This is a genomic window from Acetivibrio cellulolyticus CD2 (genome assembly GCF_000179595.2).
Classification (GTDB): Bacteria; Bacillota; Clostridia; order Acetivibrionales; family Acetivibrionaceae; genus Acetivibrio; species Acetivibrio cellulolyticus.
In genome coordinates this window covers 781,896-799,255 of sequence record NZ_JH556657.1, presented here as the reverse complement: position 1 = coordinate 799,255, position 17,360 = coordinate 781,896, and the positions used below count along the sequence as shown (strand labels likewise).

Here is a 17,360-nt window from a genome sequence, read left to right as displayed (position 1 = left end):
GAGAAATTGGACTACATTAAGTTAAGTCTTGCTGATTGGCTTTACAATGCTGGGGTTGTTGGATTAGTTAATATCTTAAAACATGCAAATGATGAGGTTAGTATCAATGGTCAGGAATTAATAATAAAAACTGACGTTTTAGAAAACTTTGAAGAGAAGTATTTTAGATATTTTATTGATACATATGAAGAAACGATGGTTTTCTCAAAATTGATTAATAAAATAGATAAGCTGCTTAATATGGAAATGGATGAATCGAAGGAAAAAGAAGTAGGAGAGGATATTGATTTTATTAAAACTAAGCTAAAAAACTCAGCATATAAAGCGATAGAGGGTAATATTGATTTAAAACGACTGGAAAAGCCAAGTAAAAAAGTAACAACAATAAATTCTGATTTTTTACTAGATTTAAAAGATTTATTATCAAAGGATAAAGAGAGTATATTGAAATCAGAATGTACAGGATATTATGACCAAAAAGCCAAAGCAAGTAAGGCTCCGAATGCAATAATTGACAAATATCTAAATACAAACATGTTGGATATAGAATTAGGCATTAGCGAGTTAAAGGAATATTTAAATAACAAGACAAAATTCAACTTGTGCTGCTTTCAATGTGGAAGGGAAATACGAAAAATAGATAAGGGATTAAGTTTTCTTAATAGAATGTTTTTTGACACATCCAGGAAGACATCCCATGTTTGGAATTTTGTCAGCGATATTGAGATATGTCCAATATGTAAAATAGTATATTATTGCGTTCCAGCCGGTTTTACAACAGTTTATGGAAATGGAATATATATTAATGATAATCAGAGTGTAAAAAGTTCTGAGAATATAAACTTCAACATAAAGCACGATATTTTACATAATGAAGAATCAAAAGGAATATATAATGCCTTTGGGACAATGATAAAAGCCCTGCATGAAAGTATTAATGACAGCGAAAAGTATGAGCTTGCGGATATTCAGGTAGTTCGCTATGAGGATGAAAAGTATAGGTTCAATCTTCTGTCAAAAAATGTTCTTAGAGTATTGTATGAATCCAAAGATGAACTGAATAGTTTGATAAAAACTGGCTTTCAAGAGGTAAAAACATATTTTAGGTTATATGATGAAGTGATGAAGAACTTATTGAACAATGAAAATTTATTCATTCTGATTCATAAAGTTTTAGTTATAAAAATATCTAGTCCCAAAGATGCAAAATACAACGAAAGCCATATAAGAAGTTTGATTAAAGTAAACTTGAAATACATGAAAGGAGTTGGGTATATGGAAGGAACGGAAAAAGATATTGTAAAGACAGCAAGTGGTGCAGGTTACTACCTAAGAGAAGCTTATAAATCCAAGAATTCGGAGAATAAGCTAAACGGTATATCCTATAGACTTTTGAATGCTTTAAAAACAAGTAATAAAAATATGTTTATGGATACAATTTTAAATTGTTATCTATATACAGGTAAGCCCGTACCAACATTTATTACAGAGTGCTTAAAGGATGATAATGTTTTTAAGACAATAGGTTATGCTTTTGTCACAGGTCTGATAGATGGTAAAAAAACTGAAAATACAGATGGGGGAGATAAATAATGGGAAAATCAATGAAGCCAAAAGGATTAATAGTATCAATGATATTTGAAGCTGAGAGTGCTAATTATGGAGAAGGAATTGGAAATGTAGCATCATTGAAAAAAATGGCAAGGGGAAATGGAGATCAATACACGTACATATCAAGACAGGCAATACGTTATAATATTGTAGAACAATTGAGTGAACCTACAGCAGAAGTAAAAGCAGAAGGAAGTGCGGATAAAAAGGTAATACAGTTTGCACCTGATTCAACTATTAAAGATTATCCGGAAATAGATTTCTTTGGATATATGAAAACTAAAAAAGGAGAAGGAAGTGCAACTCGTTCAGCTAAGGTAAGACTATCAAATGCAGTTTCGCTAGAAACATTTAAAGGCGACCTAGATTTCTTGACTAACAAGGGGCTTGCAGATAGATTAAATGAGAATATGAATATTGCTCAATCAGAGATTCACCATTCTTATTACCGGTACACAATAACAGCAGATATAGATCAGATAGGTATTGATGAAGAAGAGAATATTTCAATAGAAAATACCGAAAAAGCTAGGAGAATAAATAAACTTTTAGATACTGTTTCACTATTGTATAGGGATATAAGGGGAAGAAGAGAAGATTTAAAACCATTGTTTGCTATAGGTGGCGTATATGATGTAAAGAACCCGGTTTTTCAAAATGCACTTGAAGTGAAAGACAACAGGGTGCTTGTGTCGACTATTGAAGGGGTATTATTTGATATCATTAAAAAAGACACTTTTTGCGGCCTTATTGAGGGAAAGTTCAGTAATGATAAAGAAATAAAGGAAAAACTAAATGCTGTTTCGATGCCTGAATTCTTCAATAATATAAAGAGAAAGGTCAGCGAATATTATGAAAGCTGTTAGGTTAAAACTTGAACAAGAGCTTGTAAATTATAAGGTTCCAACTAGTTTTCAATTAAAAGAGACCTATCCACTTCCTCCATATTCAACAGTAAGCGGAATGGTACACTCCATTTGTGCTTATGAAGAATATAAGGCAATGAAAATAAGTGTTCAGGGAAAGTACTTATCAAAAGTTAATGATCTATATACAAGGTATGAATTTAAACCAGGTATGGGGTTTGAAGCAGGAAGACATCAGTTGGAGGTAAATGGTTTCGGAATTAGCAGGGGTGTAGCGACCTGTGAATTGTTAACTGAGGTTGAACTGTTGATTCATATAATTCCTGAAGATCAATCATTAATTGGCGAAATAGAAAATGCTTTTAGGTTTCCGATTGAATTCCCTTCTCTTGGTAGAAGGGAGGATCTTGTAGTAATAAAAGAAGTGAAGGCTGTAAATGTGAATGAGAAAGTACTGGAAGAGGATATTGAGCTTGAGAAAAACTATACTGCTTATATCCCTGAAAAAATGCTTGAGAATGGAACAATCAAACTTATTGGAGGCTCTTCAGGGGTTGAACAAAAGGGGACAAGATACAATATCAACAAGTACTATGAAAAAGTAAATTATGGTACAGAGAAAAGTCCGAAAGTATTTAGAAAGTGGGAAAAAGTTCGGGTTGTATATTCTTCAAGAATTTCTGCAATTGAGGATGAGAGCGTTCTTGTTGATGAAGATGAAAACATTGTTTTTGCAGTTTGAAAGTGAGGGTGTCATATGAATAATTATCTTGCTAAATCAAATCCTAAAGAAACCATACAGATGCATACTGATAACTTGCTTAAAAACTTGGAACTAATAAAGAACTTTTACCCTAACTTGGCAATAAACTGGCAACTTTTGAAAGTTGCCAGTTTGTATCATGATTTAGGGAAAATGAATTTAAAGTTTCAAAGTAAAATAGAAGGAGGAAAAAAGTATTCTGATGAAATAGCTCACAACTTATTAAGTCTGGCTTTTCTAGACAAAAATGAGTTAAAAAAGCAATTCAGTGACCAGGAAATTGAAATCCTTGCTCAAGCAATTGCTTACCATCACGAAAGGGGTGACTATGATGCGCCTAATTATAAAGAAGAAGTAGAGGCATTGAAGACTGAAGCAGAAAACTTTGTATATGAAAAGGTTAATATAACTACCATTAAAAAGATAAGCAACAAATATTTTTCCAATAATAGAATTTATGGAGATTCAGATTACTTTTTTGATTACGTTAAAATAAAAGGCTTGCTCAATAAGCTGGACTATGCAGCGAGTGCAGACATTAATGTGGAAGTAAATAATGACTTTCTGCTTAGAAAGCTAAATAGTCTGGATTATCAATGGAACGATTTACAAAAATATATGATTGCTAATAGTGAGAATAATGTTGTTGCTATTGCGCAAACAGGTATGGGAAAAACTGAGGCCGGACTTTTATGGATAGGTGACAATAAAGGATTTTTCACTTTACCTTTGAAAACTGCAATAAATGAAATCTACAAAAGAATTACTGAAAAAATTGTTGGTATTCAAAACAAAGAGTTAATAGGACTTCTGCATTCGGACACTTATAGCAAATATATTGAAAATACTACTGATGATGAAGACATTGATGAGTACTTTAATAAAACTAAACAACTATCATTGCCTGTTACAGTATGTACATTAGATCAAATGTTTGACTTTGTTTTTAGATATAAAGGGTTTGAATTGAAACTTGCAACTTTATGCTATTCCAAAGTTATTATTGATGAAGTTCAAATGTATTCTCCAGACTTACTTGCATATCTGATTATAGGGCTATCTTATATTTCTAGGATTGGCGGAAAATTTGCAATTCTTACGGCAACTTTGCCTGGAATAGTAACAGATCTTTTGAAAGAACAATTAAAGGATACTGAAGTTACTTTTGAGCAGCCAAAACCTTTTATAAATGATGAATTGGTAAGGCATAGCGTTAAAATTATAAATGAATCTATAGATTCATCTTTGGTTATCGAAAAATACAATAATAACAAAATACTGATTATTTGTAATACAGTAAAAACAGCACAAAGAATATACGATGAATTGAAGAATAATGAGGAATTTAGCCGGAAGTGTAAAAATATTAATTTATTTCATAGTAAATTTATAAAGAAGGATAGGAAAGAGAAGGAAAATAAAATAGTTAAGTTTGGTAAGGCAGATTGTAGTGATTCAGGGATATGGATAGCAACACAGGTGGTAGAAGCATCACTTGATATCGATTTTGATGTTCTCTTTACTGAATTATCTGATATAAATGGTCTTTTCCAAAGGATGGGGAGATGCTATAGAAATAGGATTTGGGATAAGAAGGGTTATAATTGTTTTGTTTTTGATGGCGGAGATAAAAAATGTAGCGGTGTAGGCAAGTTTATTGATGAAAAGTTATATGAGTTTTCCAAGGTAGCACTTAATGATGTTGATGGTATTATAACTGAAACAGAAAAACAGAACACCATAGAAAAAGTTTATAGCACTGAGAAGTTGAAGGATACTGATTACTATAAAGAGGTTTTAGATAATATTAAATATGTTCAATCATTTAGGGAACATGAACTAGATAAGAAAGAAGTTAAAAGAAGGTTCAGAAATATTGATAAAGTAACAATACTTCCGTCATGTGTTTACGATTCAAACAAAACTGAAATAGACAATCTTATAACAAAAATTCATATTGAGGAGGATAAGAAGGAGAGAAGGAAAATGATTGATCTCATAAATGAGTTTACATTGGATGTAAATCATTATGAGATTGAAAAACAGCAGTATACAATTTTGAAGGTATCGAAGTATATGGAGATTCCTATCTATGAAGGTTTTGAATATGACAAGCAAATTGGATTGAAAAGTAAGAATAAGAAGGAATTAAGTGCTTCTGATGCTAATAGTAGAATTTTGTAAAGATATAAGAATTGTAGGAATTGTAAGGTGATGGACATGAGCTTTGATTTTGAGGATTATAAAACCCAAGGTGTAAAGGTAAATTACTACTACATATGTAAAAGAAAGTTATGGCTTTATTCCAAAGGCATAACCATGGAGCACTTGAGTGACAGGGTACTAAGCGGGAAAGTGCTCCATGAGACAGCCTATTCAAGACAAAAATCCAGAGAAGTTTTGATAGATGATATACTTAAATTGGATATCGTAGATGGTGACTTTGTCCGGGAGATAAAGCTAACTAGTAGAATGTCAAACTCAGATAAAATGCAGCTGTTATATTACCTTTATTACCTAAGGAAAAAAGGGATTGAGAAAAAGGGGATCTTAAACTATGTTAAGGAAAAGAAGCAGGAATTTATTGAATTAAGTGATGAGGATGAAATAGAAATCGAAAAATCACTTGTAGAAATAAAAAGAATATGCAATATGGAAAAGCCTCCTTCGTTAGAGAAAAATACCATATGTAAAAAATGTTCTTATTATGAGTTTTGCTATGCAAAGGAGGTTGATGTAAATGGGTAGGGATTATTATATTTCGAGTAATGGCAGGCTTAAGAGAAAGGACAATACTATTTACTTTGAAGATATTACTGAATCAAGCAGATCGCTTCCAATCGAACTAGTTGATTGTCTTCATATATTTGGTGAAGTAGACCTGAATACAAAGTTTATAAATTACATTTCAGAATATTCACTAATGTTGCATTTTTATAACTATTATGGTTTTTATACCGGCTCTTTTTATCCCAGAAAAAGAAATGTGTCTGGATTTTTGACAGTAAAGCAGTCTCAACATTATCTGGACAAAGAAAAGAGACTTTATCTGGCAAAATGTTTTATTCTGAGTGCTAAATTTCATATAAAGAGAAACCTAAAGAATTATAAAGAGGTTTCGGAGGATATATATGAAAATCTTGAAAAAGAGGTTGTAGACAATGCCAGAGAAATTGATGAATTAATGGGTATAGAAGGGAGGATAAGAAATACTTATTATAAAAGTTTTAATCTTTTTTTGAGAGATGGATTTCACATGGATCGAAGGGAGAGACGTCCGCCTAGCGATCCTATTAACGCATTAATATCATTTGGAAATAGCCTTATGTACACAACGGTGCTTGGACAAATTTATCATACTCAGCTAGATCCGTGTATAAGTTATTTGCATGAACCTTCAACTAAAAGGTTTTCGCTTAGTTTGGATATAGCAGAGATATTTAAACCTTTGATTGTTGATCCGGTAATATTTAATCTTGTTAATAACCGGATAATTAATGATGAAGATTTCAGCATAAAGGATGGAATCTGCATGTTAAATGATTCTGGTAGAAGAAAATTTATTACCGAATATAATAATAAGCTTGCAGTTACTATAAGGCATAGGAAGCTTAATAGAAATGTTTCTTATAAGAGCTTTATACGTCTTGAATGTTATAAGCTTATCAAGTACCTTATTGATGACGAAATATATAAACCGTTGAAAGCGTGGTGGTAAATATATTTGTTGTATTAACCTATGATATTGAAGTCAAAAAAATAAATAAAGTAAGGAAATTGCTAAAAAAGTATTTGGTTTGGACACAGAATTCTGTTTTTGAGGGTGAGATTACAGAAGGTAAGTTGCAAAAATGTATAGGACAGATTGGCAGAATAATTGACAAGAACGAAGATTCAGTGTATATCTATACAATAGATAATCCAAAGAATATTGTTAAGAATAAAATTGGAAAAGAAAAGGCTTTAGATGAATTGATTTTATGATTTTGCAGCAAAGCGTTTTTTAAACTTAAGTCCTATAACATCTTTTATATGAGTGTTAGAAGGAATTGTGGAATTTTATTACAAACACTATTGGAGGCTTACTGCAGTTTAGTTATATTTGAAGGATTGAGAAAATCCTGAATAAGGCTTAAATAGAGCCTTTTAAAATTCAGTGAAAATGGGAACTGCCTTAACTATGCGGGATGTAAAGATTTTTTATAAATACTCACATTGAAGGGTATACTAAGAACTGCCTTAACTATGCGGGATGTAAAGCATTATAAGGCAAATTATGATTGTAATCAAAAGGAGAACTGCCTTAACTATGCGGGATGTAAAGCTCTGTTAAAAACGTCTATAACAACTACCATTCCGAGAACTGCCTTAACTATGCGGGATGTAAAGTGTTACCGCTTTTCATTCACAAGGGAATATCTTGGATGAACTGCCTTAACTATGCGGGATGTAAAGCAGCTAGCAGAGATATTGAAAGATTAAATAAGACTTTGAACTGCCTTAACTATGCGGGATGTAAAGTTATTTAATTTAATAACATCTATAACTATTGCACCGGAACTGCCTTAACTATGCGGGATGTAAAGGAATAATAGAGCTTCAAAAACTGAAAATAACAAACGAACTGCCTTAACTATGCGGGATGTAAAGTAACAATTCATCATATAAAAATGACAAATAAGAATTCGAACTGCCTTAACTATGCGGGATGTAAAGCCTAGCAAGATTTAAAACAAATTTCCAATTTTTTACCGAACTGCCTTAACTATGCGGGATGTAAAGGTTTATACTCGAATGTGTGTGCAATTAAGAGAGTCGAGAACTGCCTTAACTATGCGGGATGTAAAGTATTATATGCTGACTTTTAGTGGTGAACTTAACAGAGAACTGCCTTAACTATGCGGGATGTAAAGATAGCAATTAAATCTATTGTGGAGGATTTGAGAAGGAACTGCCTTAACTATGCGGGATGTAAAGTTTAATTTGTTTAAAGTGTCGTCAAACAATTCGTTCGAACTGCCTTAACTATGCGGGATGTAAAGTATTTATATGCCTTACAATATTAGTTTTATTGTCTTGAACTGCCTTAACTATGCGGGATGTAAAGACTAAGGGGGCAGGACTTGCTTCAGTACAAAAACCCAGAACTGCCTTAACTATGCGGGATGTAAAGTGGAGTAGGACTTGTCAATTTATTATTTAAAGTCCAGAACTGCCTTAACTATGCGGGATGTAAAGTTCTAACAGGGTACACAAAGGAATATCTTCAAAAAGAACTGCCTTAACTATGCGGGATGTAAAGGACTCAACTTTTGTATTTCCAAATTCAATTAAACTTTGAACTGCCTTAACTATGCGGGATGTAAAGTTAATCTCATTGGGTATTAAATAGTTGAAATTCAACGAACTGCCTTAACTATGCGGGATGTAAAGTTTACTGGTGCTTATGAAAGAAAAAATGATGAATTAGAACTGCCTTAACTATGCGGGATGTAAAGGAGCTGATTAATTCTATTGATTACTTGCAAGAAAGTTTGAACTGCCTTAACTATGCGGGATGTAAAGATAGATTTAATACTCTCTTCTCCCTCGCTTACCTGGAACTGCCTTAACTATGCGGGATGTAAAGGGATTATTTCACCTACAAATTTCTGTGGCGCTACCAGGAACTGCCTTAACTATGCGGGATGTAAAGTTCTTTCCAATTTTCTTTACCTATATTGGTATCAACAAGAACTGCCTTAACTATGCGGGATGTAAAGGCTGACACAGTAATTAAGTGAGATGCGGTCTGAGTAAGAACTGCCTTAACTATGCGGGATGTAAAGTTTGCTCTATTCTCAGATGTAGAAGGGTCAACTGACGAACTGCCTTAACTATGCGGGATGTAAAGTCTTTTATTAACTCTGTTTGACTTGCTGCTGGACGAGAACTGCCTTAACTATGCGGGATGTAAAGATGATATCAATCATCAAGAAGCCGCAGCTGTAAAAGAACTGCCTTAACTATGCGGGATGTAAAGGCGGACTATATCAAGCTGAAAGTCGAAAAGCATTAAAGAACTGCCTTAACTATGCGGGATGTAAAGTCGTTTCCTATAAGCCAGCATGTAGTCGCTATTCCGAGAACTGCCTTAACTATGCGGGATGTAAAGGTAATGAATTAATAACAGAATCAAATGTAACAAATGAGAACTGCCTTAACTATGCGGGATGTAAAGGATGTTGAAAGTACTTTCATTGACTTTGGAATGCTTGAACTGCCTTAACTATGCGGGATGTAAAGTCAATAGTATTAATAATATTATCAGCTGAAATGTCGAACTGCCTTAACTATGCGGGATGTAAAGTTATAAATAACCTCTTTCATTTACTTGATGTTTTTCAGAACTGCCTTAACTATGCGGGATGTAAAGATACCTTCATTGCGTATGCGTTGCCTTCAGTGCCCGAACTGCCTTAACTATGCGGGATGTAAAGAGGGAATTAATTTCGGCTTCTGATCTGATTAAACAGAACTGCCTTAACTATGCGGGATGTAAAGTTTGTTCAAGCTTATCTAAAAGAATAAAGCCACAAGAACTGCCTTAACTATGCGGGATGTAAAGTTCCTCCTTCAAATCTCCAAACGTTTGGAATTATTCATGAACTGCCTTAACTATGCGGGATGTAAAGAGTCTCATCCCACATGATGCGGCTAGCATTATTGGCAGGAACTGCCTTAACTATGCGGGATGTAAAGACCTTTATCACGGTTGATACTTTTTTGTCTTTTGGTAGAACTGCCTTAACTATGCGGGATGTAAAGGCAAAAGCATTCTTGCTCGTAAACGAGATGCAAAAGGAACTGCCTTAACTATGCGGGATGTAAAGGATCCTGTTGTTGGGGAAAATGATTTATTCGGTATGAACTGCCTTAACTATGCGGGATGTAAAGGAAGATGTACAGAAAGAGCTTGATGAGCTAAGAAAGGAACTGCCTTAACTATGCGGGATGTAAAGTTTAGTTTCTTGTGGTTCAATATCAATTGATGCAAAGAACTGCCTTAACTATGCGGGATGTAAAGCGCAAAGTCGGTGATTTTCCCTGTTTGCGTCTCAGAGAACTGCCTTAACTATGCGGGATGTAAAGACTTAATTCTCTGCCTTCTAAACTCATATATAATTCCGAACTGCCTTAACTATGCGGGATGTAAAGTACTCTTGAGATATAGGATAGTACCCAGTTGACTTTGAACTGCCTTAACTATGCGGGATGTAAAGTGGGTTACCTTCTGCGATAGCACAACAAAGCTCAATGAACTGCCTTAACTATGCGGGATGTAAAGACAACAATGCCGTATGCATCATCATATTTGATGAGGAACTGCCTTAACTATGCGGGATGTAAAGTGTGGAGCGTCTATTTTAATGTGTATTATTGCTTTGGAACTGCCTTAACTATGCGGGATGTAAAGGATACATACTTGTTAACGGGTGATGCAAGTGTTGACGAACTGCCTTAACTATGCGGGATGTAAAGGTTCTTTGCATCCCAGCAAGAATGGTGAGTTGTATGAACTGCCTTAACTATGCGGGATGTAAAGCTCAATGTACACGGTGTCTTCTACAATGCGTGCTTTCGAACTGCCTTAACTATGCGGGATGTAAAGTCTTTTATTAACTCTGTTTGACTTGCTGCTGGACGGAACTGCCTTAACTATGCGGGATGTAAAGAAGGATACCAAGGCTAGCCCGGGGCGAGCGTTGCGGAACTGCCTTAACTATGCGGGATGTAAAGTGAGATGATACAGCCTACCGTAGAAGCGGTACAGAAATTACAGAACTGCCTTAACTATGCGGGATGTAAAGGTCCAAAAGCGAACAACAAAGCGAATTTGGTTTCCAGAACTGCCTTAACTATGCGGGATGTAAAGGAGCTTCGAGAAGTGAAGCAAAATTCTTAACTAAAGGAACTGCCTTAACTATGCGGGATGTAAAGCTTAAAGAAAGCAGTTCGTCAAATCAGATTATTCAGAACTGCCTTAACTATGCGGGATGTAAAGTGACATCTCGATGATATCAACGGTGTTGTGTTGGTGAACTGCCTTAACTATGCGGGATGTAAAGGAGATAATGACAATCAATTTTAAGCTTAGATTCTTTGAACTGCCTTAACTATGCGGGATGTAAAGTCAAGAATCTATGAAAACACTTGATGATGAGCTGGCGAACTGCCTTAACTATGCGGGATGTAAAGTTAGTAACTTCGGTCAAAGGAAACTTTTCGCCACAAGAACTGCCTTAACTATGCGGGATGTAAAGGCTACATCCTCAAATGTTCGCCCTGTTTTGCTAGAGAACTGCCTTAACTATGCGGGATGTAAAGAAAAAAGAATGAGTTTTGCAAATACCTGTATATTCTGAACTGCCTTAACTATGCGGGATGTAAAGTATTATAAATATATGATTGAAAAATGTGATATAATATGAACTGCCTTAACTATGCGGGATGTAAAGAAATCAATGAAAGTACTTTCAATATCTGGAAAAGGGAACTGCCTTAACTATGCGGGATGTAAAGATAATTACATACTTTCTCGATAAAGGATTCAACTAGAACTGCCTTAACTATGCGGGATGTAAAGCCTTTAGGGTGTTGATATTCAAGTTCTTCATGCTGCGAACTGCCTTAACTATGCGGGATGTAAAGATAGATGCAAAAGGCAAATTATATGTGAGCTTTAAGGAACTGCCTTAACTATGCGGGATGTAAAGCTGCAAAAGCGTTCAACAATAACACAATCAGAAATTGAACTGCCTTAACTATGCGGGATGTAAAGGATTTTAAAGATACTATTGATGATTCTATTCCTAATGAGAACTGCCTTAACTATGCGGGATGTAAAGTCAATCTTTCAAAGTTTCATAAGGTTGAAACCAAGAACTGCCTTAACTATGCGGGATGTAAAGGTCTGCTGATGTAGATATCACTCTGATGAGACTGAGAACTGCCTTAACTATGCGGGATGTAAAGCCCATTATGCTACAAAAGCAATTTCTTTTGCTACGCGAACTGCCTTAACTATGCGGGATGTAAAGAGGAATTAATTGATGAAGGAATTCAAGCAGTTAAAGTGAACTGCCTTAACTATGCGGGATGTAAAGGAATTCCCAGTAGATTTATATCATATATTTGCTGAGAACTGCCTTAACTATGCGGGATGTAAAGCCAAAGAATTTTGTCATTATCACGCGATTAAGTAAGAACTGCCTTAACTATGCGGGATGTAAAGCGATATACATAACTACTAACTTGTTTTTTCGTAACGGAACTGCCTTAACTATGCGGGATGTAAAGACATCTACCTTAATATTAAACATCTTATCCCTAAAAGAACTGCCTTAACTATGCGGGATGTAAAGAAGATCATCTTCATGCCATCTTGTCATAATTAATAGAACTGCCTTAACTATGCGGGATGTAAAGCCATGTGTTAATTTCATCTTGTTTATTCCTCCCTTGAACTGCCTTAACTATGCGGGATGTAAAGCACTGTTAATATTCTTTGTTATACTGCTAATACATGAACTGCCTTAACTATGCGGGATGTAAAGTTAACTATCTGTTACTCAATTACTAGAGTATTACCGAACTGCCTTAACTATGCGGGATGTAAAGATTCTTGTGTTATTCATGTCTGTAACTGTCACTGTTTCGAACTGCCTTAACTATGCGGGATGTAAAGTCATAATAAATCTTGCCTATATACTTTACATTTTTTGAACTGCCTTAACTATGCGGGATGTAAAGAAATATAGCACAAAATCAGCACAAAATCAGCACAATGAACTGCCTTAACTATGCGGGATGTAAAGGATGATAGAACTATTGGGTCAAGAAAAAACACGTAGGAACTGCCTTAACTATGCGGGATGTAAAGTGGAAAGCAAAAAAGGTTCTGTTGAAAAAGCTAGACAGGAACTGCCTTAACTATGCGGGATGTAAAGTATACAGCTATTTGGTAAGTATAACACTTGTCGCTTAAGAACTGCCTTAACTATGCGGGATGTAAAGTGTAAATAATGTTTTAATATGTACATTTACATATGAGAACTGCCTTAACTATGCGGGATGTAAAGTATCAATGCTTTGGAAAATTTAAAGATAATGATGAATGTGCGAACTGCCTTAACTATGCGGGATGTAAAGCATCATTAAAACCATTAATCTGAAAATAATCATCAGAACTGCCTTAACTATGCGGGATGTAAAGGGGACAATATCGAAGTTAATTTGGTACTTACCGGGGAACTGCCTTAACTATGCGGGATGTAAAGATTAACATATAAATTATTGATGACCTTAAAATATTAGAACTGCCTTAACTATGCGGGATGTAAAGGAAATAGAATTACTAGCTATTGTTTGTATGATTTTTGAACTGCCTTAACTATGCGGGATGTAAAGCGTACTGTATTCATTGACCCGAAAGGTAAGTCATACGAACTGCCTTAACTATGCGGGATGTAAAGTTGAAAGATATGTTAGATGTAGATGATGTTGAATCTGAACTGCCTTAACTATGCGGGATGTAAAGCTTGCTTTTGATTAAGTCCATGTTTTTCAGCAATAACGAACTGCCTTAACTATGCGGGATGTAAAGGAATAACAGCATTACCTGATTTGATGACGGTCAGCAGAACTGCCTTAACTATGCGGGATGTAAAGCACTCATTATGACAATATCTAATGTTGCAAATTCTGAACTGCCTTAACTATGCGGGATGTAAAGTATATAAATTTGATTAATATTTGTAGGTTTTGTAATGAACTGCCTTAACTATGCGGGATGTAAAGTAGACTGTTGATAAGTTTGGGTTGCTTTTAACTGCCGAACTGCCTTAACTATGCGGGATGTAAAGGAAACACCAGAAAGAAACATAATTTTTATTTTCCTAGAACTGCCTTAACTATGCGGGATGTAAAGAATAGTCTCAATATCCGTTCTGACTGATTCGCTATTGAACTGCCTTAACTATGCGGGATGTAAAGCGGAAAGAATAAAGGAATAAATCCGTTCTTTCCTTCTGAACTGCCTTAACTATGCGGGATGTAAAGGATAATGATAAAATTAAAAATTTAGCTGATGAATTAAGAACTGCCTTAACTATGCGGGATGTAAAGTAATAATTCTAATGGGAAATCTTTAAACAATGCACTGAACTGCCTTAACTATGCGGGATGTAAAGATTTAACTATTGGCGAAAATGAAAGGGGTTATTTGGAACTGCCTTAACTATGCGGGATGTAAAGATGTTGTTAACAATGTTGATGTTTCTGGAGTTCAAAGAACTGCCTTAACTATGCGGGATGTAAAGATTGAAGAAACCTACGATATAGATTTTAACGAAACCGAACTGCCTTAACTATGCGGGATGTAAAGGTAGATTATTTGCGCAAAATTATGCCTGCAACTACGAACTGCCTTAACTATGCGGGATGTAAAGTCATCAGGCCCAATCTTAATACCGTTATAAACTTTGGAACTGCCTTAACTATGCGGGATGTAAAGTATCCCTGTTTTACCTGAATCTGTGGCCTATAACGAGAACTGCCTTAACTATGCGGGATGTAAAGTTTGGATATTTTGTCTTAATTGCTGTAATGTAATTAGAACTGCCTTAACTATGCGGGATGTAAAGTGTGTGAAGCCTTCTTCATCACCATCTTTTATTGCCGAACTGCCTTAACTATGCGGGATGTAAAGCCATATATACTAGCCCAACTCATTCCATTATTATTTTGCAGAACTGCCTTAACTATGCGGGATGTAAAGTGTTATCCATCCTGCATTATATTCAGTTTGAGTAAGAACTGCCTTAACTATGCGGGATGTAAAGATACATAAGAAACACGTTGGTAGTGTTAAGTATGGTGAACTGCCTTAACTATGCGGGATGTAAAGTTTCAAAAACTTTTTATCAAAGAAGGGGCCGTAGCCGAACTGCCTTAACTATGCGGGATGTAAAGGAAGATCAGCAGATCGATCAGGAAGATCCGAATTCGAACTGCCTTAACTATGCGGGATGTAAAGTTGCAAGAATGGAGTCAATAGAATCATTATTCCCGTGAACTGCCTTAACTATGCGGGATGTAAAGGCACTTGAAACACTTTCTATTTGTTCATGTACCAGCTTGAACTGCCTTAACTATGCGGGATGTAAAGGGGTAACACCCGGGGAAAAAACCTTTTACAAGTGGAGGAACTGCCTTAACTATGCGGGATGTAAAGTCAAAAATAATTATTAATAATGAAAGGAATTGTGTGAACTGCCTTAACTATGCGGGATGTAAAGACTATTCTCGAATGTCTTTGATAGGGGTACAACTGTAGAACTGCCTTAACTATGCGGGATGTAAAGCAGTTTACGCACTTCCAGCCTTTTTGCATTACACACCGAACTGCCTTAACTATGCGGGATGTAAAGTGAATGCAGAAGGGTGAGGTAAATGGCTAGAAAAAGAACTGCCTTAACTATGCGGGATGTAAAGTTGACATATGTATACACTAACTTATCAACAAGACATACGAACTGCCTTAACTATGCGGGATGTAAAGAAGAGTTCATGAAACTATCAAATGAGGAACAGCTTAAGAACTGCCTTAACTATGCGGGATGTAAAGTTCCATACAGGCTCATATAATTCGACAAGTACTTTGTGAACTGCCTTAACTATGCGGGATGTAAAGCTTTTTAGTTATATAGTGTTACAAAATCTAATCAGGAACTGCCTTAACTATGCGGGATGTAAAGAGCAAGCCCCATTATATTATCAATTTAAAAAAGGAGGAACTGCCTTAACTATGCGGGATGTAAAGCTGACTAACTGTATTCGATTCAGTATTGTGTTTAGAGAACTGCCTTAACTATGCGGGATGTAAAGGCTTTTTCTCCAAATCTTTTAAGCATATGATAATAAGGAACTGCCTTAACTATGCGGGATGTAAAGATGCATACCGGAGATGCTTTTAAAATGCCAGGTATTGAACTGCCTTAACTATGCGGGATGTAAAGTTTTGAAATATAACCATCTTGACCCTTTAAATTAAAGAACTGCCTTAACTATGCGGGATGTAAAGTTTATAGGGTACTTTACTATCATCATTTTGATGTACTGAACTGCCTTAACTATGCGGGATGTAAAGGTTATAAAAAAGACTTCTATAACTCAGAGTGAAATTAGAACTGCCTTAACTATGCGGGATGTAAAGTACACTTGTATTTCTTTCACGACCTCTAGTGTAAATGAACTGCCTTAACTATGCGGGATGTAAAGGACTTTAAAAACGATATTGATAATAGTATACCAAATGAACTGCCTTAACTATGCGGGATGTAAAGTTAAGAAGCCAAAATTTCAAGAAAAACTGTTTATAAGAACTGCCTTAACTATGCGGGATGTAAAGAAATTAAAAACCTCCTTTTTAGAACAAATATTCTTTGAACTGCCTTAACTATGCGGGATGTAAAGCTTTTATGTATATATCTATATAATAAATTAATCAAGAACTGCCTTAACTATGCGGGATGTAAAGTATAGCAACCAATTCAGCTTAAGGCTTTCGTTGTTAGAACTGCCTTAACTATGCGGGATGTAAAGTCAACCCCAAAAACCAGATCTGTCAAGTATCTTGCGAACTGCCTTAACTATGCGGGATGTAAAGGACCTCAAATAACCAGTAAATAATTCTCTTACCTGGAACTGCCTTAACTATGCGGGATGTAAAGACAACTTTCATCTTCGATGCTATCAATTAGATTTCCGGAACTGCCTTAACTATGCGGGATGTAAAGGGACGAAAATGATAATATAAAAATTGCTCGTGAAAATGAACTGCCTTAACTATGCGGGATGTAAAGAAGTATACAATAGTTATATTTGATGAAATTCAGAGTAGAACTGCCTTAACTATGCGGGATGTAAAGATGTCACTTGGAATAAGTATGCTACCTCTATTCATGAACTGCCTTAACTATGCGGGATGTAAAGGTAATAAGCGAATAACCTCGGCTTGTTGTTTGGAGGAACTGCCTTAACTATGCGGGATGTAAAGAATTGAAGTTGAGGGCTATAAG

At 35.3% G+C, this 17,360-nt stretch carries 7 protein-coding genes and 1 CRISPR repeat array (1 of these 8 only partly in view); all 7 genes read left to right on the top strand.

What is annotated here, in order from left to right; all coding sequences use genetic code 11:
- Positions 1-6: 6 nt before the first annotated feature.
- Genes cas8a1 through cas2 form a run of 7 tightly spaced genes read left to right on the top strand, consistent with a single transcriptional unit; the run spans position 7 to position 7,224 of the window.
- A complete protein-coding gene (gene cas8a1, locus ACECE_RS0215235) occupies positions 7-1,593 on the top strand; it encodes a type I-B CRISPR-associated protein Cas8b1/Cst1 (RefSeq protein ID WP_010248767.1) in 1,587 nt (528 codons plus the stop codon).
- Entirely contained in the window at positions 1,593-2,477 is an 885-nt protein-coding gene (cas7i, locus tag ACECE_RS0215230; RefSeq protein ID WP_010248764.1) for a type I-B CRISPR-associated protein Cas7/Cst2/DevR, read from the top strand. The genes cas8a1 and cas7i overlap by 1 nt, the downstream gene beginning before the upstream one ends.
- Complete coding sequence (cas5b, locus tag ACECE_RS0215225) at positions 2,464-3,219, top strand: type I-B CRISPR-associated protein Cas5b (RefSeq protein WP_010248760.1); 756 nt, start codon at positions 2,464-2,466, stop codon at positions 3,217-3,219. The genes cas7i and cas5b overlap by 14 nt, the downstream gene beginning before the upstream one ends.
- A gap of 15 nt (positions 3,220-3,234) precedes the next feature.
- Positions 3,235-5,424: a CRISPR-associated helicase/endonuclease Cas3 gene (locus ACECE_RS0215220; RefSeq protein ID WP_010248758.1), complete on the top strand. Its 2,190-nt coding sequence runs from the start codon at positions 3,235-3,237 to the stop codon at positions 5,422-5,424.
- Positions 5,425-5,460: 36 nt separating this feature from the next.
- Complete coding sequence (gene cas4, locus ACECE_RS0215215; RefSeq protein WP_026073860.1) at positions 5,461-5,988, top strand: CRISPR-associated protein Cas4; 528 nt, start codon at positions 5,461-5,463, stop codon at positions 5,986-5,988.
- The gene (gene cas1b, locus ACECE_RS0215210) at positions 5,981-6,958 is read left to right on the top strand and encodes a type I-B CRISPR-associated endonuclease Cas1b (RefSeq protein WP_010248754.1); all 978 of its coding nucleotides are present in this window, start codon (positions 5,981-5,983) and stop codon (positions 6,956-6,958) included. Before cas4 ends, cas1b begins: the two co-directional genes overlap by 8 nt.
- Positions 6,949-7,224, top strand: a complete 276-nt coding sequence (cas2, locus tag ACECE_RS0215205; protein WP_456049025.1) for a CRISPR-associated endonuclease Cas2 — start codon at positions 6,949-6,951, stop codon at positions 7,222-7,224. Before cas1b ends, cas2 begins: the two co-directional genes overlap by 10 nt.
- Positions 7,225-7,406: 182 nt before the next feature.
- Positions 7,407-17,360: a CRISPR direct-repeat array (repeat unit 29 nt; unit sequence GAACTGCCTTAACTATGCGGGATGTAAAG); it runs 1,017 nt beyond the window's last position.